Origin of the sequence: Streptomyces qaidamensis, assembly GCF_001611795.1 — a bacterium.
GTDB lineage: Bacteria > Actinomycetota > Actinomycetes > Streptomycetales > Streptomycetaceae > Streptomyces > Streptomyces qaidamensis.
In genome coordinates this window covers 3,838,278-3,860,030 of sequence record NZ_CP015098.1, presented here as the reverse complement: position 1 = coordinate 3,860,030, position 21,753 = coordinate 3,838,278, and the positions used below count along the sequence as shown (strand labels likewise).

Genomic DNA, 21,753 nt, shown 5'->3' with positions numbered 1-21,753 from the left:
ACCAAAGGAAAGTCGCCACCTGCCGATCACTGGCGACAGGCGTGGAGCGGAAGGCTCAACCGTGGCGCCGCTGTGCGGCCAAGAGGCGTGGGCCGGAGGGCGGCTGACGGCCTGTGACCTGCGGCGATGCCGACGGCGTCCTAGAGCACCCGAAGCGCGTTCTGAGTGCGGAGAGGCCGCCCTCTCTGACCTGCGCTCTCAGGGTTTCGATCAAGCCACACGAAGGCAGTGGCATCGGACGCAAGCAGCGGCGTGCCTGTGGTCTGGAGGACCACAGGCGTCAACGTACCGAATACGGATCGGGCGGGTGCGGGTGCGGGTGCGGGTGCGGGTGCGGGTGCGGGGGTCAGGTCAGGGATGCGGGCGGGGCCGGTGTACGCGGGGCAGGTCGGGGACGCGGGTCGGGGTGGGCGTCACGACGCCGGAACGTGAGTGAAGCGCGCTGCCGTGTGGAAGTCCGTCTGGATGCGCGTCGCCGTCGCCGTCAGTTCCGGGAGGAGGTCCGTCACGCACTCCCTCGCGGTGCGGCGGCTGGCGTGGAGTGCTGTGTTCAGGGCCGCCACCACCCGGCCCGACCGGTCGCGGATCGGGACCGCGATCGAGCGGAGGCCCTCTTCCAGCTCCTCGTCCACCAGGGCGTATCCCTGGGAGCGGACCGGGGCCAGGGCCTCTTCATCACGAGTGTCGGCCAAGAGGACCCTGCCCAGTGCCGTCGCGTACGCCGGCAAGCGCGTGCCCACGGTGATGTTCACGCTCATCACCCGGGCCGTGGTCACCCGGGCCGTGAGCTGGATCTCCTCGCCGGAGTCCGACAGCACCGCCAGTGACGTCGACTCGTGGATGCGGGACGTCAGGTCGGCCAGGTGGGGCTGGGCGATCTCGGACAGGGTGGTGCGGGACAGGGGCGGGAAGCCGAGGGAGAGGACCCGGGGGGTCGGTGTGAAGGTGCGGCCGGCCGGGGCCACCAGACCCAGGTGTTCGTAGGTGATCAGGGCCCGGCGGGCCGTCGCCCGGGCCAGGCCCGTCGCCCGGGCCACCTCCGTGAGGGTCAGCTCCTCCCTGCCCTCGCCGAAGGCCGTGAGGACGGTCAGTCCCCGGGCCAGGGATTCGATGAACTCGCGGCCCAGTTGCTGCTTGGACGCGCCCGTCCAGAGCGCCAGGTCCGCGGGGGGTGGGCCGGGCTCGGGGGGCGGGGTGTCGCGCAGTTCGCGTTCCATCGCCTCGACCGTGGACCGCAGCCTCGGGAGGAGGGTCGTGCGCAGGTTGTGCGCGGTGTGGCGGCTCGTGTGGCTGACCACGCTCGCCACGCTTGCGATCCGGCCGTCCGCTCCCGGGAGGCGGACCGGTACCGAGATCGCCACCAGGCCCGGCTCGATCAACTGGTCGTCCAGGGACCAGCCGTTGGCGGACGCCTCTTCCGTGCGGCGGACGAAGGTGTCGTCGTCCCGCGCGTCCGGTCTGTGGGTCCGTGGCGGTACGGCCGTGAAGGACAGGTCCCTCGGGTCCGCCGCCCTGCGGTCCCGCCAGCGCTGCCAGTCCGCGGCCGTCCACTCCGTCGCGAACAGCGGCCCGGGGGCGGTGCGTTCGGCAGGGAGCAGGTCGCCGATGCGGAAGCTGAGGGACATCGCGCGGCGGCGGGTCGCCTGGTGGATGAAGCGGATGCCGTCCTGGTCGGCGACCGCGAGGGATACGGACTCGTCCAGTGCGTCCGCCAGGGCGTCCGCGTGCGGGGAGAGCAGAGCGGGGAGGCGCAGGGCCGCCAGGTAGGCGTTGCCCAGCTCCATCAGGCGGGGGGACAGGTGGACGTCCCGGCCGTCGAAGCGGACGTAACCCATGCGGGCGAGGGTGGCCGTGATGCGGTCGACCGTGGAGCGGGCGAGGCCGGTGGCGCGTTCCAGGCCGCTCAGGCTCAGCGTGCCGTTCGCCTCCGTCAGTTCCCGCAGTACCGCGATGCCGCGGATGAGGGGAGCGACCGCCTCCGCGGGGACGCTCCCACCGGTACCGGAACCGATGAGGGCAGCAGTCCCCTCGGCCGACGGCCCCTTCTCGTCGGCCTCGTCGGCCGTCGGGGCGGACTCCTCCGGAGTCGTCTCGGGCATGGGCTTCGCTGGCATCGGTTCTCCGGTACGGCGGTCGCTACGGCCGCGACAGCCGCCAGGCCGCCACGGCGTTCCGGCCGCGACGACCGCGACGGTCGCGGCAGGCCCACCGTAATCCGGAAACGGTGGACGGGAGGCCGAGGGGCTGGGCGGGCCGGGAGGCCCACGTGCTCCGGAACGGTGGCCGGGAGGCCCACGTAGTCCGGAACCGTGGCCGGGTGGCCGGGCGGTGAACGTCCCCTCTCACCCTTCGCGCGTACCTCACCCACCCCCACCCCCTACCCCCTCGTCACCCGCACCCGGTACCCCCCCTCCGCACCGACCCCCGACGCCTCCGCCGCCCCAGCCTCTCCCGCCCCCACCCCCGTCACCTCGATCGTGATCCCCCTCCCCGCGTCACGGAACGTCTCCCCGGGCGTGAACGGCGCGTCCGACAGTTCCGCGTGGACGTTCGGCGCGCGCGTGCAGCCGCCGCTGTCGCGGCGGGAGTCGATGACGGTGACCGGGCCCATGCCCGTGTCCACCTCCGCGTCGACCCGGTAGATCAGGACGCCCGGGCGGCACACCGCCTCGTCGTTGCCGGCGCGGGTGCGCAGTTCGACGGCGTAGCCGGTTCTGCTGTCCAGGGGGACGAAGACCAGCTTGGAGCCGCCAGGGAGGGCCAGGGGCGTCAGGGTGTATTCCGTGCTGCCGGGGGAGGCCGCGCAGTGGACCTGGGTGGCGTCGAGCCAGCCCAGCTTCCATTTGTGCCAGCCGAGGAAGTCGTTGTTGGCTCCCCAGTCCTCGCTCATGATGTCCCAGTGGCCCACCGCGCCCCCACCCTCCGCGGTGTACAGGTCGGGCAGGCCGAAGACGTGGCCGTTCTCGTGGGGGAGGACGCGGTAGCCGGTGCGGTCGTAGGAGCCGGAGCCGTCGTCCTGGCGGGAGTAGACGAAGGAGGCGTTGGCCACGGGTATGCCGTCGGCCCTGGGTGCCTCCGGGTTGCCGGCGAAGGTGACGGACAGGACCGTGTCCAGGGCGGAGGGGCCGGCGTTCGGTGTGACCAGGACGTTCAGCAGGTCGTACGCGCCGAAGTCCACCTTCGGGTCGGCCGCGGCGACCAGGTCCTCGACCAGGGCGCGGTAACCGGGCTCGAACGGAGCCCCGCGCTCTATGCCGTACGCGCGGAACGACTTCGGCATCCGCAGCCAGCCGGGTATCGGGGTCTCGGGGCGGTAGTCGAGGCGGCCGTAGGAGCTGGTGCGGAACCAGTCGCGGGTCTGCGGGAAGAACTCGTGGAAGCGGTCCTGGGCGTCACCCTCGCCGGGGGCGTCGGAGAAGTCGATCATGAGGGTGAGGGCGCGGACGGTGCCGGTGGAGCGGCTGTAGCCGGTGGAGGTGGGGATGCCCTCGGACATCTGGACCTCGCGGGCGCCGCGGATCATGCAGGGTGCGTGTGCGGAGGTGTGGGACAGGGTGATGGGGCCCGCTCCCGCCGTACTGGCGCCCGGGACGAGTCGGCCCGTGCCCGCCGAGGTGCTGACCGTGAAGGTCAGGGCGGTCACGCACGCCAGGGCGGCCAGCCGGCGCCTGGGTATCCGGTGGCCGGGCGGCCCCGTGCCGTCCGGGCGGGGGCGCCGTGGCCGCGGCTGCATGCAAGGGACCTGCAAGGGACCTCCCGCGCCACGGCAGCCGCCGGTCTCCGGCTGCACCCTTGCGATCACCCTGCGTCGCGGGGTGAAGGGGCGCGCGCTGGAAGAGACCGATCGTGGGTTTCCCGTCGGTAGGGCCGAAGGGGTTTGTGACTCAGGTCACAAACAATTTCCTCGGGAGTGGGAAATACCGGGGACTCACTCCCCGTTTAGCCATGTGTCCGACCGAAACGGGGATGCAGTCCCCGGATCGCCTCACTCACCGGGAGTCCACCGTGCAGACCGCCACCCCCGAAGCGCGCAAGGCGCCCCGGCCCCGCGCCGACGCCCTGCGTAACCGGGAGCGGATCGTCACCGCCGCCCGGGAGATGTTCGTCGAGCACGGCCCCGAGGTGCCGCTCGACGAGATCGCCCGCCGGGCCGGCGTCGGCAACGCCACGGTGTACCGCAACTTCCCGGACCGCGACGCGCTCGTCCGCGAGGTCGTCTGCTCCGTCATGGACCGTACGGCCGCGGCCGCCGAGGCCGCGCTCGCCGAGACCGGCGACGCGTTCGAGGCGCTGGAGCGCTTCGTGCACGCCGCCGCCGACGAGCGGATCAGCGCGCTGTGCCCGATGATCTCCAGCGCGTTCGACCAGCACCACCCGGATCTGGAGGCCGCGCGCGAACGGGTCGAGCGGCTGGTCGCGGAGGTCATGGACCGCGCCAGGTCGGCCGGGCAGCTCCGGTCCGACGTGGACGTGGGGGACGTCATGATCGCCGTGGCCCAGCTCAGCCGGCCCCCGGCCGGCACGGACTGCTTCCGGGCCGACCGGTTCGTCCACCGCCATCTTCAGCTGTTCCTGGACGGGCTGCGGGCTCCCGCCCGCTCCGCCCTCCCGGGCACGGCCGTGACCCTGGAGGACCTGCGCCGGCCCTGACCGATCCGCCCTGAACCGATCCGTCCTGACCGATCCGTTCTGACCGATCCATCCAGCTCGATCCATCCACCTCGACCGGCTCCGCCCGATCATCCTCGCTCGGATCCGTCCGAACCCGTCCGATTGATTTCGTCCGATCGCTTCCGCCCGATGAGTTTCAGGCCGCCCCACCGGTCTGAATCCCACCGGTCTGAAACCCACCAGTCTGAAACCCGCCGGTCCGAACCCCACCGATCCGGACCCTGAACGACAGTCCAAGATCTCAGCGGCCGTCCCCGCGCGAGCCGTCCCTTTCGTCACTCTTTTCCGTCACGAAGTCCCGAAGTGGGTATCCCCATGTCTGAAACAGCCTCGAAGACCCTCGGCACACCGGCCAGAGAACCGGACGCCGGCCGCTGGAAAGCGCTCGTCTTCATCGCGCTCGCCCAGCTGATGGTCGTCCTGGACGCCACCATCGTGAACATCGCCCTGCCCTCCGCCCAGCAGGATCTGGGCATCTCCGACGGCAACCGGCAGTGGGTCGTCACGGCCTACGCGCTCGCCTTCGGCGGTCTGCTCCTGTTCGGTGGCCGGATAGCCGACCTGTGGGGCCGCAAGAAGGCCTTCGTCGTCGGTCTGGGCGGTTTCGCCGCGGCCTCCGCGCTCGGCGGCGCGGCCACCAACGAGGCGATGATGTTCGGCGCCCGTGCCCTCCAGGGCGTCTTCGGGGCCCTGCTCGCGCCCGCCGCGCTCTCCCTGCTCGCCGTGATGTTCACCGACGCCAAGGAGCGCGCCAAGGCGTTCGGCATCTACGGCGCGATCGCCGGTGGTGGCGGTGCCGTCGGTCTGATCCTGGGCGGCTTCCTCACCGAGTACCTGGACTGGCGCTGGACGTTCTTTGTGAACATCCCGTTCGCCATCGTCGCCGCGGCCGGTGCGTACTTCGTCATCCGTGAGCCGGAGGGCGGCCGCAACCGCTCGCCGCTCGACATCCCCGGTGTGCTGCTGTCCACCTTCGGTCTGGTCGCCCTGGTCTACGGCTTCACCCGCGCCGAGTCCGACGGCTGGAGCGACTCCGTGACCGTCGGCATGTTCGTCGCGTCGGCCGTGCTGCTCGCGGCCTTCGTGTTCGTCGAGTCCAAGGTCAAGGCTCCGCTGCTGCCGCTGCGCGTGATCACCGAGCGCAACCGCGGCGGGATCTACCTCTCCCTCGGTCTCGCGATCATCGCGATGTTCGGCCTGTTCCTCTTCCTGACCTACTACCTGCAGATCGTGAAGGGCTACTCGCCGGTCAAGACCGGGTTCGCCTTCCTGCCGATGATCGCGGGCATGATCACCGGCTCCACCCAGATCGGCACCCGCCTGATGACCCGGGTCGCGCCGCGCCTGCTGATGGGCCCCGGCTTCCTGGTCGCCGCGCTCGGCATGCTGCTGCTGACCCAGCTGGAGATCGGTTCCTCGTACGCCGCTCTGCTGCTGCCGGCGATGCTGCTGCTCGGTCTCGGCATGGGTACGGCGTTCATGCCGGCCATGTCGCTGGCCACCCAGGGCGTCGAGCCGCGGGACTCCGGTGTCGCCTCCGCGATGGTCAACACCTCGCAGCAGGTGGGCGGCGCGATCGGCACCGCCCTGCTGAACACCATCGCCGCCTCGGCGACGACGGCGTACGTCGCCGACCACATCGCCGGGGCGACCAGCCGGTCCCAGCAGCAGCTGGTCCAGCTGGAGGCCATGGTGGAGGGTTACACCAGCGCCATCTGGTTCGCCGTCGGCATCCTCGTGGTGGCCGCCGCGATCGCCCTGACCTTCGTCAACGCCGGCCGCCCGGGCGGTACGACGACGGCGTCCTCCGGCGAGGACGCGGCGGACGAGGTGCAGATTCCGGTCGTCGCCCACTGACACCCGCGCACCGCACCCCTTCGGGCCACCCGTAGGGGCGAGGAAGGGGACGCCTCGCACCTGCGGAATCCAGGACCTGCCCCGGCTCGCGCGTCAGCGCAGCCAGGGCAGGTCCGCACCCGCTTCGGCCGGCTGAAGTCCCTCGGCGACGATCCGCATGATCTCGCCGAGGGACTTCTGCTGTTGCGGCGTGAGCCGGTCGAAGACCGCCTGGCGTACGGCCTCCACATGGCCGGGCGCGGTTTGGCGCAGCACGTCGTAGCCCTCGTCCGTGAGGACGGCGAACTGGCCCCGCTTGTCGTCGGGGCAGTCCTCCCGGCGCACCCAGCCGTTCTTCTCCAGCCGCGCGACGGCGTGCGAGAGCCGGGACCGGGTGATCTTCGCCAGCATCGCGAGCTCGGTCATCCGCAGCCGTCGCCGCGGCGCCTCGGCCAGCTTGACCAGAAGGCCGTAATAGACGTGCGGCATGCCCGCGTCGCGCTGCAGCTGACGGTCGAGATGGTCGTCGAGGAGGGTGACGCCCTCCATGAACGAACGCCAGACGTGCTGCTCCTCGTCGGTGAGCCAGCGCGGCTCCTGGGGCTCCTGGGGCTCCTGGGCGGAGCCCGGTGTCGGTACGGATGCGGGTGCCTTCATGCGTTCCACTTTACGTGGCTCCTCCTTGAACTTTAAACAAATGGTCCGTACAGTTTTGTAGGGAACCACGTTTTGGAGGGAGCCGCAGCATGTCCGCCGTCACCCAGGAGCGCATGCCCGCTCTGTACCTCAGCCACGGCGCCCCGCCCCTGGCCGACGACCCGGTCTGGCCCGGTGAGCTGGCCGCCTGGTCCGCCGGACTGCCGCGTCCCAAGGCCGTCCTGATCGTCTCCGCCCACTGGGAGGAGGCCCCGCTCGCCCTCGGCGCCACCGAGCCCGTCCCGCTCGTCTACGACTTCTGGGGCTTCCCGGAGCACTACTACCGGGTGAAGTACGACGCCCCCGGCGCACCGGAGCTCGCCGAGTCCGTACGCAAGCTGCTGCGCGCCCCCGGCATGCCCGTCCAGGACGTCCCCGACCGCGGCCTCGACCACGGCGCGTACGTCCCGCTGGTCGAGATGTACCCGGAGGCCGACCTCCCGGTGCTCCAGGTGTCCATGCCGACGCTCGACCCGGTCCGGCTCATGGAGATCGGCCGCAGGCTCGCCCCCCTGCGGGACGAGGGCGTGCTCATCGTCGGCTCGGGCTTCTTCACGCACAACCTGGCCGCGCTGCGGCAGGGTGGCATCCCCGCCTGGTCGGCGGAGTTCGACGACTGGGGCCGGCAGGCGCTGGAGGCGCGTGACGTGGACGCCCTGCTCGACTTCACCCGCAAGTCCCCCGCGGGCCGGCTGGCCCACCCGCGCACCGAGCACTTCGCCCCGCTCTTCGTGACGATGGGCGCGGCCGACGCGACAGGCGAGCTGGACGCGCAGGAGTCCGTGATCGACGGGTTCTGGATGGGGCTGGCGAAGCGGTCGGTGCAGTTCGGCTGACCGCCTCCGGTTACGGCAGCTCCTTCTCGTACCAGGCCACGTCCCAGTACCGGCCGAACTTGCGGCCCACCTCCCGGTACGTGCCGACGTGCCGGAAGCCGAGGCGCTCGTGCAGCCGGGCCGATGCCTCGTTCGGCAGCGCGATGCCCGCGTAGGCGCGGTGCACGTCCTCGCCGGACAGGGCCTCGAAGAGGGCCGTGTAGAGGAGCGTGCCGACGCCGCGCCGACCGGCGTCCGGAGCGACGTACACGGTCGTCTCCACGGAGGTGGCATAGGCGGGCTTCGTTCGGAAAGGGCTTGATGTGGAGTAGCCCAGAATCTCCTGTGGGTCCGCCGTCGTGGCAACCATCAGGCGGTGCGGCCCGTCTTCAGGGTGGGAGAGCAGCCAAGGTCGGCGCTCCTCCGGAGTGAAAACCGCGGTGTCGAATGTGATCGCCGTCTCACGTACATAGTGGTTGTAGAGGGCCGTGAGGGCTTCGAGGTCCCTCTCGACTCCCGGCCTGACCTGCACCTCTGTACGTTCCGACAGCATCGCGCCTCCCTGCGTGGCCGGACAGGGTACTGCATGATCAGAAAAATCGGAGGCCGGGTTGGGAATTCTGTCCTGATTCCAGTCGTTGTTTCCATCGGATGCAGGGCACCCGAGGAGAGTCCGGAGAGTCCCGGAAGACGGAGTCCAGCGTCCGAAGGACCACCCGCTGACCTCACCATCGCAAGGGAGCTCGCATGGCAACCCGTGCCGTCGCCCGTCGTCAGTCCGCCACCGGCGAGACGGCCGATGCGGCAAGCAGTGTTCGCACCCATGGCGGCGAGATCGCCGACCGCGACCTGGTCGGCATGTACCTCGACGAGATAGCGCGCACACCGCTGCTCGACGCCGCCAAGGAGGTCGAGCTGTCTCAGATCATCGAAGCGGGTGTGTTCGCACAGCAGATCCTCGACGGCCTGGAGGAGAACAAGGCCGGGGCCTCGCCCGAGGAGCTGCAGGCCCTGGTCGACGCGAGTGAGCGTGCCAAGGACGTCTTCATCCGCTCCAACCTGCGCCTGGTCGTCGCGGTCGCCCGCCGCTACCCCCGCAGCGGGCTGCCGCTGCTGGACCTGATCCAGGAGGGCAACGCCGGCCTGGTGCGCGCGGTCGAGAAGTTCGACTACCGCAAGGGCTTCAAGTTCTCCACGTACGCCACGTGGTGGATCCGCCAGGCCATCACCCGGTCCATAGCCGACCAGTCCCGTACGATCCGCCTGCCCGTCCACCTCGTGGAGGAGCTCGGCCGGATCCGCCGTGTGCAGCGCGAGTTCAACCGCGAGCACGGCCGGGACCCGGAGCCCGCGGAGATCGCCGCCGAGCTCGGCTCCAACCCGGAGCGCGTCACCGACGTCCTGGACTGGGCCCGCGACCCGGTCTCGCTGAACATGTCGGTGGACGACGAGGGCGAGACCCAGTTCGGCGACCTCCTGGAGGACACCTCGGCGGTGTCGCCCGAGCAGTCGGTCCTCACCCTGCTGCGCAGCGAGGAGCTCGACGACCTGATCGGCCGCCTCGACCAGCGCACGGCCTCCATCATCAAGATGCGCTACGGCATCGAGGACGGCCGGGAGCGCACGCTGACCGAGGTCGGCAAGGAGCACGGCCTGACCCGCGAGCGCATCCGCCAGATCGAGAAGCACGCGCTGCTGGAGCTGAAGAAGCTGGCTCGCAGCACCGGGTTCGACGCGGCGGCGTGACGCCCGGCCCGCGCGGGTGAGCAACACCCCTGCGCCGGGCGCGCGAAACCGGCGGAACAACGCCTTGGGCAGGGCGGCGCGAAACCGGCGGAGCAACACCCCTTCGCCGGGTGGCGCGAAACCGGCGGAGCAACACCCCTTCGCCAGGTGGCGCGCGAGACTGGTGAACGCGGTGAGCCTCCGGGCGTACGACTCGTTTCCCGCGGCCAGTGGGTGACGGACCGTGTGCGCCCGGCGGGCACCGCGTACGCCGGGTGGCGAAAGACCGCGCAAACATGGCGATGTAACGCCGCTTCAATCGGCGGACTCAGGGAACAAGACTTCTGGGTCCACCAGTTCGAGCCCGGGGCACACCCCCTGACCCCGACAGCCACGTCCCGTCGCACTCCCCCCGGCGCCGGGACATCCCCCGAAGCCGGGCTTCGGCGTCCTTCCCCCCGGACGCCGGGGCCCGGCTCTCTTTCCGGAGGGCGGGGCACCCCGTACCTGAACCACGGGGTGGCCCGCCAGATGGCAGATTGTGTCACATGGGCATAGCCTGCCGGGCGTGAGCAGCACCACCCCGACCCCGCCTTCGCCCTCGCTGACCGAGCGGCGGAAGGCCGAGACACGTATGGAGATCGCCCGGGCGGCGGCCGGCCTCTTCGTACGGCACGGCCTGCGGGCCACCCGTGCGGAGGACATCGCCCAGGCCGCCGGTATCGCCCCGCGCACCTTCTACCGGTACTTCGCCACCAAGGAGGAGGCCGTCGCCCCGCTCTACGCGGCCGGCGCCCAGCGCTGGGTGGAGGCGGTGCGCGCCGCTCCCGCCGACGCCGGGGTCCTGGCCGCCCTGGAGCAGGGGGTGCGCCACTCCCTCACCCCGGGCGTCGGCGTCTCGGCGGCGTCCTGGGAGTGGGTCCGCACGCTGCTGCGCCTGGCCGAGGCGACCCCGTCCCTGCGCAGGGTGTGGGCGGAGACGTGCCAGGCGTCCGAGCGGCTGCTGGGGGAGGTGCTGGCGGAACGGGTGACACGTGCAGGCGCACCCGGGATGTCCGGCGCGACAGGGGTGCCCAGTGGCGGCGACAACGTTGCCGCGACGGGTGAGCCACCCGTGATCATCCCTGAGCCGCGCTTCGCCGCCGCCGTGGCGAGCGCCGCCGTCCGTGCCGCGTTGGAGGCCTGGGCCGCGGGGGACGGGCCCGTGGGGGGTCCGGACGGTCCGGCGGAACTCGCCCTGCGCAATCTCGCCGCCCTGCGGGACTTCCCGTGGGGTCCGTGACGCGGCGGCTCAGGCTCCGCCGGTGTCGCTCTGCGGGAGACTTGTTGCGGGGTCCGTGACGCGGCGGCTCAGGCTCCGCCGGTGTCGCTCTGCGGGAGACTTGTTGCGGGGTCCGTGACGCGGCGGCTCACGCCCCGCCTGCGTCCCTCTGCGGGACTTCTCGTGGGGGACGCGGCCCGGGCTCACCCCCCGCCCGTGCCCCGCCCGCCGGCCGCCCTGCTCAACCGCGCCCCCAACTCCCTGACGGCCGTCACGAGTTCCGCCGGTTCGTGCACCACGAAGTCGCACTCCAGCATCGCCAGCCGGAACGCCACCCACTGCACGGCGTCCCCGGCGGACCCGCGCAGCCGGCAGCTGTCGTCGTCCAGCGGCTCGGGCGTGCCCAGCCAGTGGGGCACCCGGGCGGCGACGAAGTCGGCCGGTGCGGCGAACGTGACCTCGAAGTCGTAGGACTGCTGCTGCCGTTGCATCGAGCGCCGCAGGTACTCGGCCGCGTTTCCCGTCGGCAGTTCGCGCGGTGCGAACCGGGCCCCCGTGGCGAACGGCTCGCTGACCCGGTCGACGCGGAACGTGCGCCAGTCGTCCCGGTCGATGTCGTACGCCACGAGGTACCAGCGGCGGCCCGTCGACACCAGCCGGTACGGCTCCGTCAGGCGCCGCGACTCGGTGCCGTCTGCGGCCCGGTAGGCGAACCGCAGCCGCTCGTGCCCGGCCACCGTCGAGGCCATGACGGTCAGCGTCTCGGGCGCGATGCTCGGCCCGTCCCCGCTGGTCAGTGGGGTGGTAGCGGCCTGGAGGGTGGTCACGCGGTGGCGCAGCCGGCCCGGCAGGACCTGCTCCAGCTTGGCCAGCGCCCGCACCGACGCCTCGTCGAGGCCCTCCACCGCGTGCCCGGCCCCGGCGCGCAGCCCGACAGCGATGGCCACGGCCTCCTCGTCGTCGAGCACGAGCGGCGGCATGGCCTTGCCGGCGACCAGCCGGTAACCGCCGTCGGCGCCCATGGTCGCCTGCACGGGGTAGCCCAGCTCGCGCAGCCGGTCGATGTCCCGCCGGACCGTGCGACGGGAGACCCCGAGCCGCTCGGAGAGCTCGCCGCCGGGCCATTCGCGGGGCGTCTGAAGAAGGGAGAGGAGGGTCAGCAGCCGAGCCGGAGTGTCCGTCGTCATACCGAAGAGGATGCCGCACCACTAGGACACCATCTGACCTAATGGGGGCCTAACTTCGCACCATGAACTCCACCGACACCACCCTCGGCACGGCGGGCGGCGGGACCGACCGCCGGCGCTGGTTCGCCCTCGCGATCGTGATGACCGCGGCCTTCATGGACCTCGTCGACGTGACGATCGTCAACATCGCGATCCCCTCGATCCAGCGGGAGGCGGGCGCCTCCTTCAGCCAGATCCAGTGGATCACCGCTGGTTACGCCCTCGCCTTCGCCGCCGGGCTGATCACCGGCGGACGGCTCGGCGACATCCACGGCCGCAAGCGGGTCTTCCTCGTCGGCATCGGCGGGTTCACGGTCGCCTCCGCGCTGTGCGGTCTCGCGGTGAACCCGGAGATGCTGGTCGCCTCGCGGTTCCTGCAGGGCGGCATGGCGGCGCTGATGGTGCCGCAGGTGCTGTCGATCGTGCACGCGACCTTCCCGGCGCACGAACGGGGCAAGGTCTTCGGCCTGTTCGGGGCGGTCGTCGGCCTCGGGGCCGTGTCCGGTCCGCTGCTGGGCGCGCTGCTGACCGAGTGGAACCTGTTCGGCTGGGAGTGGCGGTCGATCTTCCTGATCAACCTGCCGGTGGGTGTCGCCGGCCTGATCCTCGGCAGCCGCTTCATCAGCGAGTCCAAGGCGCCGCGCGCCCTGAAGCTGGACCTGGTGGGTGTCGCGCTCGTGACGCTGGGCCTGCTGATGCTGCTCTACCCGCTCATCCGTGGCCGCGAGCTGGACTGGCCGGTGTGGGGGTACGTCTCGATGGCCGGGTCGCTCGTCGTCCTCGCGGCTCTGGTGGCGTACGAGAGGCGCAAGGCCGCGCGGGACGGCTCCCCGCTGGTCGAGCTGTCACTGTTCAAGGTCAAGAGCTTCGCGGCCGGGATCGCCGTGCAGACCGTCTTCGGGGTCGCGCTCGGCGTGTTCTTCCTGGTGTGGACGCTGTACATGCAGTTCGGGCTGGGCTGGAGTCCGCTGAAGGCCGGGCTGACCGGGGTGCCGTTCTCGATCGCCGTGTCGGTGGCGGCCGGGATGTCGGTGCAGAAGCTGGTCCCGCGCTTCGGGCGCAAGGTGCTCCAGGCAGGCGCGCTGGTGATGGCGGCCGGGGTGCTGCTCTACATCTGGGAGGCCGGGCACTACGGCCTCGCCATAGCGCCCTGGCAGATGGCCCTCCCGCTCGTCGTGATGGGCGTGGGCATGGGCCTGATCGTCGCGCCGCTGACCGACGCGATCCTCTCGGAGGTGCCGCGCGAGCACGCCGGTTCGGCGTCGGGGCTGATCAACACCGTGCAGCAGATGGGCAACGCGCTGGGGCTCGGTCTGGTGTCGGTGGTGTTCTTCGGCACGATCTCCGACCACCTGCGGCCCGAGCAGATCGGTCCCGCCTTCGCGGACGCCTTCCAGAACGCGCTCTGCTGGGTCGCCGCGGTGATGGGCGCCATCTTCCTGCTGATGTTCGCGCTGCCGAAGCGGCCCGCGCAGCACGTGGAGGGCGAGCAGGTGCCGGTGGGGGAGAAGGAACCGGTGCTGGTCTCCTAGGGCGGCGATCGCAACGCGTCGGGCTCGGCACCTCCGGTGTCGGGCCCGCCTGTGTTTCCGATCATGCCCGATTGGGTCCGAAGCTGTTTACTTTGCGGAAATCTCGGCGTAGCCTCCCGCTGAAACCACACGTTCGGGCATGAGCGGAGGCGAACGGACATGTACGCACCGGAGCGGCAGCAGGAGATCCTCCGGCTCGCCCGTGACGGCGGCCGAGTGGATGTCGTGTCGCTGGCCGAGGAGTTCCAGGTGACGGCGGAGACGATTCGCCGGGATCTGAAGGCCCTCGACCGCGCCGGACTGGTCCGCCGGGTGCACGGCGGGGCCATCCCGGCCGGGCGCCTCGACTTCGAGCCGGACCTCGCCGAGCGCGAGACGACCGCCGCCGACCAGAAGGACGGCATCGCCAAGGCCGCCCTCGCGGAACTGCCCGGTGAGGGCACGGTCATCCTCGACGCCGGGACGACGGTGGCCCGGATGGCCGCCGCCCTCCCGCTGGAGGCCTCCCTCACCGTCGTCACGCACAGCCTCCCCATCGCCGCCCGCCTCGCCGACCACCCCGGCATCCAGCTCCACCTCATCGGAGGGCGCGTACGGCACCGCACCCGCGCCGCCGTGGACGCCTGGGCGCTCAGGGCGTACGGCGAGATCCGCGCCGACGTGCTGTTCGTGGCCGCCAACGGCTTCTCCGCCGAGCACGGTCTGACCACCCCCGACCTCGCCGAGGCCGCGGTCAAGCGCGCGGCCGTGGCCGCCGCCCGCCGCGTGGTGCTGCTCGCCGACTCCTCCAAGCACGGCCAGGAGCACTTCGCCCGCTTCGGCGACCTGAGCGATGTGGACCTGCTGATCACCGACAGCGGGCTGAGCCCCGAAGACGCCGTCGCGATCGAGCGCGGCGGCACGGAAGTAGTGCGCGCATGATCCTCACCGTCACCCCCAACCCGTCCCTGGACCGCACCTACGAGGTGCCGTCCCTCGACCGCGGCGAGGTCATCCGCGCCACCGGCGAGCGGATGGACCCGGGCGGCAAGGGCGTGAACGTCTCGCGCGCCGTCGCCGCGGCGGGGCAGCGCACGGTGGCGGTCCTGCCCCTGGGCGGCGCTCCGGGCGCCCTCGTCGCCGATCTGCTCGACCAGCAGGGCATCGAGGTCGCGCCCGTCCCGGTCGCCGGGGCCACCCGCTCCAACATCGCCCTCGCCGAGTCCGACGGCGTCCTGACGAAGATCAACGCGCCCGGCCCCGAACTCTCCGGCGCCGAGCGGGAACTGCTCCTGGAGACCGTGCGCCGGCAGTCCCGCGACGCCTCCTGGATCGCCTGCTGCGGCAGCCTCCCCCGCGGACTCGCCCCCTCCTGGTACGCCGAGCTGGTCGCCCGCGCGCACGCCGCCGGAGCGCGGATCGCCCTGGACACCTCCGGGCCCGCGCTGCTCGCCGCCCTGCGCGAGCGGCCGGACGTGGTCAAGCCCAACGCCGAGGAGCTCGCCGGAGCCGTCGGCCGTCCCCTCGCCACCGTCGGTGACGCCGTCAAGGCCGCCGAGGAACTGCGCGAGATGGGCGCCCGGGCCGTCCTCGCGAGCCTCGGCGCCGACGGGCAGCTGCTCGTCTCCGACGCGGGCGCCTGGTTCGGCAGCGCCCGTGTGGCCGCCGTCCGCAGCAACGTGGGCGCCGGCGACTCCTCCCTCGCCGGTTTCCTGATCGCCGGCGGCAACGGCCCCGAGGCCCTGGCCTCCGCCGTCGCGCACGGCGCGGCGGCCGTCCAGCTGCCCGGCAGTGTGATGCCGACGCCGGGCGACCTGGACCCGGCGGCGGTGACGGTCACGGCCGAGGTCCCGGCGGACCGTGTGCTGAAGGAGCCGGTGTCATGACGTACGACGAGCAGCGCGGACTGACGCGCGAGCGGCGGGCCTCCTCCCCGTTACTCTCCGGCCCCGCCTCCACCCCCGTCACCCCCCACCGCACCCCCGTCCCCCTCCCGCCCACCTCTCCCACCCGGGCGATACGCGTGCTAAGGAGCCCGCGATGAGCGACATGATCACGGCGGACCTGGTCGATCTCGACCTGTCCGCCGACACCAAGGAAGCGGCGGCGCGTGCCCTCGCCGAGCGCATGGTGGCCCTGGGCCGGGTGACCGACCTGGACGGCTTCCTCGCCGATGTGGCCGCCCGCGAGGCCCAGATGCCGACCGGCCTCGACGGCGGCATCGGCATCCCGCACTGCCGCAGCGCGCACGTCACCGAGCCGACGCTCGCCTTCGGACGCAGCGCCGCGGGCATCGACTTCGGAGCCCCGGACGGCCCCGCCGACCTGATCTTCCTGATCGCCGCGCCGGCCGGTGCGGACGACGCCCATCTGACGATCCTGTCGTCGCTGGCCCGGCAGCTGATGAACAGCGAGTTCACCGACGCCCTGCGCGCGGTGGGCGACGCCTCCGCCGCGGCGGCCCTGATCCGCGGCGACGAGCCGGACGCACCCGCACCGGCGGGTTCCGAAGACACCGTGGCGTCGGCGGGAGCGGCCTCTCCCGCCGCCGCCACGGTCACCGACGAAGCCGGCGGTGCCGCTGAAGCCGTCGACCCGACCCCGGCGGGCGGCACCGCCGGAGGCGAGGAGCGGCCGTTCCGCATCGTCGCCGTCACCTCCTGTCCCACCGGCATCGCCCACACCTACATGGCGGCCGAGTCCCTGGAGAACGCCGGCCGCGAGGCGGGCGTCGAACTCACCGTCGAGCCCCAGGGCTCGGCCGGTTTCACCCGGCTCGACCCGCAGGTCATCGCGGAGGCGGACGCCGTGATCTTCGCCCACGACGTGCCCGTACGGGAGAAGGAGCGGTTCGCCGGCAAGGCCACCGTCGACGTCGGTGTGAAGGCCGGCATCAACCGCCCCGCCGAACTCATCGCCGAGGTCCGCGAGAAGGCCGCGCGCGGCGAGGTCACCTCCGGTTCCGCGCCGGCCTCCCCGGTGGACCGTGCGGGCGACTCCGGTGAGGGCTACGGCACCAAGCTGCGCAAGTGGCTGATGTCCGGCGTCAGTTACATGGTGCCGTTCGTCGCCGCGGGCGGTCTGCTCATCGCCCTCGGGTTCGCGATCGGCGGCTACGAGATCAACAAGGCCCCGTCGGTGATGGACCACTTCCTGTGGACCCAGGCCGACAGCTGGGCCGCGCTGCTCTTCCAGATCGGCGGCGTCGCCTTCGGCTTCCTCGTCCCGGTCCTGGCCGGCTACATCGCCTACGGCATGGCCGACCGGCCCGGCATCGTCCCCGGCTTCGTCGGCGGCATGATCGCGTTCAACATCAACGCCGGCTTCCTCGGCGGCCTGGCGGCCGGTCTGATCGCCGGTGGCGTGGTGATGGCGATCCAGAAGGTGAACGTCCCGGCGGCGCTGCGCGGCATCATGCCCGTGGTCGTGATCCCGCTGATCTCCTCGGCGATCGTCGGGTTCCTGATGTTCGTCGTCATCGGCAAGCCCATCGCCGAGGCCCAGAAGGGCATGACCGACTGGCTGAACGGCCTGTCCGGCAGCAACGCGATCCTGCTCGGTACCCTCCTCGGCCTGATGATGTGCTTCGACCTCGGCGGCCCGGTCAACAAGGTCGCCTACACCTTCGCCACGGCCGGTATCGCGGTGGCCAGCCCCAGCGACTCGGCGATGAAGATCATGGCCGCGGTGATGGCGGCCGGCATGGTCCCGCCGCTGGCCATGGCCCTGGCGACGACCGTGCGCGGCAAGCTCTTCACCCGGACCGAGCGCGAGAACGGCAAGGCCGCCTGGGTGCTCGGCGCCTCCTTCATCTCCGAGGGCGCGATCCCGTTCGCCGCGGCCGACCCGCTGCGCGTCATCCCGGCCTCCATGGCCGGCGGCGCGGTCACCGGCGCCCTGTCGATGGCCTTCGGTGCCACCCTGCGCGCCCCGCACGGCGGCATCTTCGTGGTCCCGCTGATCGGCAACGCCTTCCTCTACCTGATCGCCATCGCCGCGGGTGTCTGCGTCACGACGGCCCTGGTGATCGTCCTCAAGGGCCTGCGCAAGCCGGCCCAGGGTGCCGCACCGGCCTCCGGCGAGGACGGCGCGGCCCGGGCAGCGGAGACGAAGCAGCCCGTCGCGGCGTGAAACGGCTGGAGGTTCGCCCCTTTCGAGGCGTGTGAACCGTTCATGCCACCTGCGAGATAGATCACGAAAGTCACGGCCCGGGACCGAAGTCCCGGGCCGTGGTGTCTACTGGGGCGCATGCCCGAGCACGTCTCCCGATGGCCCGAAGGCCACCCGCTCCCCGCCCTCCCGCAACAGCGGCAGACGGGCCCCCGGTCGGAGTTCGTGGAGCTGACCACCGAGGAGAGAGCCGCCTTCGCCGAGCTGGTGAGCCAACTCGGAGACAGAGGCGTCTAGCAGGCGTCGGTCTGCCTCAGGAGAGTTGCGACGCCCGCCGCTCCATCGCCTCGCGCGCCGCGTCCTCGCTGGCGTACACCTCGCACATGTGCCGACCGTCCGGCGTCGCCGTGTGCTCGACCTCCCAGAGGGAGACCTCCTCGCCGTCGCGCAGCAGGAACGCGTGCTCGTACAGCGAGAAGCCCAGGCCCGCCCGGCCCGCCCGGCACGGGCGGCCGAAGGCCTGGGTGATCTGGTGCCCCGACGCGGTGGCCAGCAGGGCCGCCGTGTCCGCGCCCGGCCGGTCCGCGTTCTCCGCCCGGCGCAGTAAACGGCGCGCGTGGTCCGCGGAGTTCTCCGCGGCGTACGCGTGCCGGGGGGTGGGGACCGGTGACAGCTGTACCGTCGCCGGCAGTTCGAAGTCCGGGGTGTCCGGCGGCAGCGGCAGCCGCAGGGTGGCGGCCCGCAGCTCCTCCTCGTCGACATACACCTCGTGATGCGGTTCGCTGCCCGGCGCGGTGTTGTGGACGAGCTCCCAGAGCGTGAGCGCCGAACCGTCGGCGAGCAGCCACGTGTGCCGGTACGTCTCCCGGTGCAGGCCCGCGCTGTGGTGCGCGGAGTGCAGCGAACCGTCGTGCGCCAGCGCGCAGTCCAGGCGCCTTATCGTCTCGTCCGGGAGCTCGAAGGAGTTCAGGGCGCGGCCGAGGAGTCGCGCGAGGTGCTCCTCCGGAGTCTCGGGCGAGTCGTGGGGTTCGTACGCTGCCGTCTCGTACGGAACGCTCAAGGTTTCTCCCGGCGTTGCTGCATGTCACCTTGTGGGTGCATACGGTAGCCCCTCGGTCGGACATCATGTCCGGGAACCGAGAAAACGTACGTCCGGGAAAACGCGCGGGCCGCGCGAAAAGTTCCCGCGCGGCCCGGTCGGTCCGTCAAAAACCCCAGCTGGGATGGTCCTTCAGGTGGTCAGGAGGCGCTGCCCGCGACCCACTGGCTCCACGCCATGTTCCAGCCGTTGAGCCCGTTGTCCGGTGTCACCGTCTTGTCGGGGGAGTTCTTCACGATCACCACGTCCCCGATGAGGGAGTTGTCGTAGAACCACTTGGCCGACGTGGCTCCGCCCGCGCCCTGGACATCGGCGAGGCCGACGCAGCCGTGGCTGGTGCCCTGGCGGCCGAAGGGCGGGTTGCCCTTGTTGTACCAGTAGTTGCCGTGGATGAACGTGCCCGAAGTCGTCAGACGCATCGCGTGCGGCACGTCCGGGATGTCGTACTCCCCGCCCAGCCCGACCGTCCGGCTGTTCATCCTGGTCTGGACGAACTTCTCGGAGATCACCATCTGCCCGTTGTACGTGGTGTGCTGCGGGCTGCCCGCCGAGATCGGGATCGTCTTGACGGTCTTGCCGTCCCGGACGACCGTCATGGTCTGGGTGTCGGCGTCGACCGTGGAGACCTGCGACCGGCCCACCGTGAAGGTGACCGTCTTCTTCTGCACGCCGTAGACGCCGTTCGCGCCCTCGACCCCGTCCAGGTCGATCTTCATCGTGACCTTGGAGCCGGCCTTCCAGTACTCCTCGGGCCGGAAGTCGAGCCGCTGCCCGTTGAACCAGTGCCCGACGACCTTCTGCCCGCTGCTGGAGGAGACCGTGATGTGCGACTGCACGGCCTTCGGGTCGGTGATGGCCTTGTCGAAGGTGAACGACACCGGCATGCCCACGCCGACCGTCGTGCCGTTGTCCGGCGTGTACGTCCCGATGAAGCTGTTCGACGACGTCACCGTCGTGAAGATGGAGTTGGCCGCGGCCGTCCGGCCGTCCGCGTCCTGGGCGGTCGCCGATATCTGGTACTTCGTCCCGCGCTCCAGCTGCTCCTTCGGCTTCCACACCTTGCCGTCGGCGGAGACCGAACCCGCAACCGTCTGGCCGCTGCCCGCCACCGTCATCTTCACGTCGGTCAGCTTCCCGTCGCTGACCTTCACGCCGGTCGCGTTGATGGACGCGCCGGTCGACCCGTCCTGCGCCGAGATGGCGATCTTCGCGACGGACGTCTTCGGGTCGCCCTTGCCGCCCTTCTCGTCGTCCTTGGCGTTGGCGCTGCCACCGCAGGCGGTGAGCGTCAGGGCGCCGACCATCAGGGCGGCACAGGCCCCCAGAGTGCGCCGCGCTGAAATGTTCGGCGTTGTCACGGGCTGCTCCCAGTTCGTGTGATGTTGCGTGATCCGCTCCAGTACGTGAGGGAAGAGGGGCCGGGGAGCCGGTCGGGTTCCGTCCGTTCCTCATGAGGGCCGTCACGTGACAGAACCGCGACAAATTCCGGCTCAGCTGTGGATCCGCTGTGCCCGCAGGCCCGTTCAGCCCGCCCCGTACAGCTCCCCGTACGACGGCCACGCCCCGCCCGGACCGTCCACCGGGTGCGCCGCCCGCACGGCCCGGACGATCGCGTGCGTCACCATGTCCGCACCCGCCGCGAGGATCTCGTTCAGGGCGAGCGGGTTCGCGGCGTCCAGGGCCCGGTCACCCGTCGCCAGCGCGAACACCGTGTCCCCGTCGTTGAGGAGATGCACCGGGCGCACCGCACGGGCGATGCCGTCGTGTGCCGTGCCGGCCAGCTTCTGTGCCTGCGCCTTGGACAGGTCCGCGTCCGTGGCGACCACCGCGAGCGTCGTGTTGAGCGGGGGCTGCGTATTCCTCGCGGCCGCCTCGGCGAGACGGCGCCGCGCCCGCGCGTGCACCTCCTCCGCCGGGTACTCCACCCGCCCCTGGAACAACTCCCCGTACAGCACCCCCGTTTCCGGATCCACCGCCGATCCCACCGCGTTGGCCACGACCAGCGCGGCCACCGTGATCCCCGAGCCGAGCACCGTGCTCGCGCTGCCGATGCCGCCCTTCACCACCCCGGCCACCGCTCCCGTGCCCGCCCCCACGCACCCCTGGGGCACCGGCGCGCCGGGCTCGCTCGCCGCGGCGGCCTCGACCGCGGCCCGGCCGGTCGCCGCGTCCGGACGAGCCCGGAAGTCACCGCCCCGCCCCAGGTCGAAGACGCAGGCGGCGGGCACCACCGGCACGACCTGCCCCGCTTCCGGCCCGACGCGGATCCCGCGCCCCCGCTCCTCCAGCCAGGCCATGACCCCCGACGCGGCGTCGAGCCCGTACGCGCTGCCGCCGGTCAGCACGACCGCCTCCACCTTCCACACCACGTTGCGCGGATCCAGCGCGTCCGTCTCCTTGGTGCCGGGCCCGCCGCCCCGCACGTCCACGGCGGCCACGGCCCCGCCCTCCGGGGCGAGCACGACCGTGGTGCCGGTGAGCCAACCGTCGCCGGTGCGCGTCGCGTGTCCCACACGCAGGCCGGAGACATCCGTCAGTGCGTCAACTGTCATGGGGCACAGTCTCGTCCACCGCCGGCCCCGGCGGGCGTACCGAGCCGGTGGCTGTCGCGTCAGCCGGTTGACCTACGCCCGGACCGGATCACGGGCCGGATCGCGGACCCGATCGCGGACCCGGTCGCGGGCACGATCGCGGGCCGGACTGCGGACCCGGTCGCGGACCCGGTCGCGGGCCGGACTGCGGACCCGATCGGGGACCGGACCGCGGGCCCGATCGGGGACCGGACTGCGGACCCGATCGCGAA

18 protein-coding genes are annotated in these 21,753 nt (G+C 71.8%); 10 read left to right on the top strand and 8 right to left on the bottom strand.

Features of this window, described 5'->3' with window-relative positions:
* Positions 1–413: 413 nt before the first annotated feature.
* Both A4E84_RS16880 and A4E84_RS16875 read right to left on the bottom strand, forming a co-directional pair.
* A complete protein-coding gene (locus A4E84_RS16880) occupies positions 414–2,114 on the bottom strand; it encodes an IclR family transcriptional regulator domain-containing protein (protein ID WP_237304932.1) in 1,701 nt (566 codons plus the stop codon).
* A 263-nt stretch (positions 2,115–2,377) separates the two neighbouring features.
* Complete coding sequence (locus tag A4E84_RS16875; RefSeq protein WP_062927383.1) at positions 2,378–3,733, bottom strand: M6 family metalloprotease domain-containing protein; 1,356 nt, start codon at positions 3,731–3,733, stop codon at positions 2,378–2,380.
* 272 nt (positions 3,734–4,005) lie between these two features.
* Between A4E84_RS16875 and A4E84_RS16870 the strand changes: the two genes are divergently transcribed.
* Both A4E84_RS16870 and A4E84_RS16865 read left to right on the top strand, forming a co-directional pair.
* Complete coding sequence (locus A4E84_RS16870) at positions 4,006–4,650, top strand: TetR/AcrR family transcriptional regulator (RefSeq protein ID WP_062931478.1); 645 nt, start codon at positions 4,006–4,008, stop codon at positions 4,648–4,650.
* Between the two features lie 336 nt (positions 4,651–4,986).
* Complete coding sequence (locus tag A4E84_RS16865; protein ID WP_062927382.1) at positions 4,987–6,528, top strand: MFS transporter; 1,542 nt, start codon at positions 4,987–4,989, stop codon at positions 6,526–6,528.
* Between the two features lie 93 nt (positions 6,529–6,621).
* Here A4E84_RS16865 and A4E84_RS16860 read toward each other — a convergent pair whose 3' ends face one another.
* Positions 6,622–7,164, bottom strand: coding sequence for a MarR family winged helix-turn-helix transcriptional regulator (locus A4E84_RS16860; protein WP_062927381.1), 543 nt, complete (start codon positions 7,162–7,164; stop codon positions 6,622–6,624).
* A gap of 113 nt (positions 7,165–7,277) precedes the next feature.
* Here A4E84_RS16860 and A4E84_RS16855 point away from each other — a divergent pair, with 113 nt between their 5' ends.
* Positions 7,278–8,039 carry a dioxygenase family protein gene (locus A4E84_RS16855; RefSeq protein WP_062931477.1) on the top strand — a complete coding sequence of 254 codons (762 nt, stop codon included), beginning with the start codon at positions 7,278–7,280 and terminating at the stop codon, positions 8,037–8,039.
* Positions 8,040–8,049: 10 nt separating this feature from the next.
* On the opposite strand, the gene A4E84_RS16850 is transcribed toward A4E84_RS16855, so the two are convergent.
* The gene (locus A4E84_RS16850) at positions 8,050–8,571 is read right to left on the bottom strand and encodes a GNAT family N-acetyltransferase (protein WP_062927380.1); all 522 of its coding nucleotides are present in this window, start codon (positions 8,569–8,571) and stop codon (positions 8,050–8,052) included.
* A gap of 194 nt (positions 8,572–8,765) precedes the next feature.
* Here A4E84_RS16850 and A4E84_RS16845 point away from each other — a divergent pair, with 194 nt between their 5' ends.
* Positions 8,766–9,764 (top strand): sigma-70 family RNA polymerase sigma factor, encoded by a 999-nt coding sequence (locus tag A4E84_RS16845; RefSeq protein WP_062927379.1) that lies wholly within the window; start codon positions 8,766–8,768, stop codon positions 9,762–9,764.
* Between the two features lie 547 nt (positions 9,765–10,311).
* A complete protein-coding gene (locus A4E84_RS16840; RefSeq protein WP_237304930.1) occupies positions 10,312–11,025 on the top strand; it encodes a TetR/AcrR family transcriptional regulator in 714 nt (237 codons plus the stop codon).
* A gap of 182 nt (positions 11,026–11,207) precedes the next feature.
* Here A4E84_RS16840 and A4E84_RS16835 read toward each other — a convergent pair whose 3' ends face one another.
* Positions 11,208–12,191, bottom strand: coding sequence for a helix-turn-helix transcriptional regulator (locus A4E84_RS16835; protein WP_062927377.1), 984 nt, complete (start codon positions 12,189–12,191; stop codon positions 11,208–11,210).
* A gap of 62 nt (positions 12,192–12,253) precedes the next feature.
* Between A4E84_RS16835 and A4E84_RS16830 the strand changes: the two genes are divergently transcribed.
* The 5 genes from A4E84_RS16830 to A4E84_RS42915 all read left to right on the top strand — a co-directional run bounded on the left by A4E84_RS16830 (position 12,254) and on the right by A4E84_RS42915 (position 18,148).
* On the top strand, positions 12,254–13,762 hold the full coding sequence (locus tag A4E84_RS16830) for an MFS transporter (RefSeq protein WP_062927376.1): 1,509 nt from the start codon (positions 12,254–12,256) through the stop codon (positions 13,760–13,762).
* A 159-nt stretch (positions 13,763–13,921) separates the two neighbouring features.
* The gene (locus A4E84_RS16825; RefSeq protein ID WP_062927375.1) at positions 13,922–14,683 is read left to right on the top strand and encodes a DeoR/GlpR family DNA-binding transcription regulator; all 762 of its coding nucleotides are present in this window, start codon (positions 13,922–13,924) and stop codon (positions 14,681–14,683) included.
* The gene (pfkB, locus tag A4E84_RS16820; RefSeq protein ID WP_062927374.1) at positions 14,680–15,627 is read left to right on the top strand and encodes a 1-phosphofructokinase; all 948 of its coding nucleotides are present in this window, start codon (positions 14,680–14,682) and stop codon (positions 15,625–15,627) included. The genes A4E84_RS16825 and pfkB overlap by 4 nt, the downstream gene beginning before the upstream one ends.
* Positions 15,628–15,781: 154 nt before the next feature.
* Positions 15,782–17,872, top strand: coding sequence for a PTS fructose transporter subunit IIABC (locus A4E84_RS16815; protein ID WP_062927373.1), 2,091 nt, complete (start codon positions 15,782–15,784; stop codon positions 17,870–17,872).
* A 117-nt stretch (positions 17,873–17,989) separates the two neighbouring features.
* Positions 17,990–18,148, top strand: a complete 159-nt coding sequence (locus A4E84_RS42915; protein ID WP_159029583.1) for a hypothetical protein — start codon at positions 17,990–17,992, stop codon at positions 18,146–18,148.
* Positions 18,149–18,164: 16 nt separating this feature from the next.
* Here the strand turns inward: A4E84_RS42915 and A4E84_RS16810 are convergent, their stop codons facing one another.
* The 3 genes from A4E84_RS16810 to A4E84_RS16800 form a co-directional block, all read right to left on the bottom strand.
* Positions 18,165–18,911 (bottom strand): DUF6227 family protein, encoded by a 747-nt coding sequence (locus tag A4E84_RS16810; protein ID WP_062927372.1) that lies wholly within the window; start codon positions 18,909–18,911, stop codon positions 18,165–18,167.
* A 179-nt stretch (positions 18,912–19,090) separates the two neighbouring features.
* Entirely contained in the window at positions 19,091–20,308 is a 1,218-nt protein-coding gene (locus A4E84_RS16805; protein ID WP_174569433.1) for a L,D-transpeptidase, read from the bottom strand.
* Positions 20,309–20,473: 165 nt separating this feature from the next.
* Positions 20,474–21,502: a P1 family peptidase gene (locus A4E84_RS16800; protein WP_062927370.1), complete on the bottom strand. Its 1,029-nt coding sequence runs from the start codon at positions 21,500–21,502 to the stop codon at positions 20,474–20,476.
* Between the last annotated feature and the right edge of the window lie 251 nt (positions 21,503–21,753).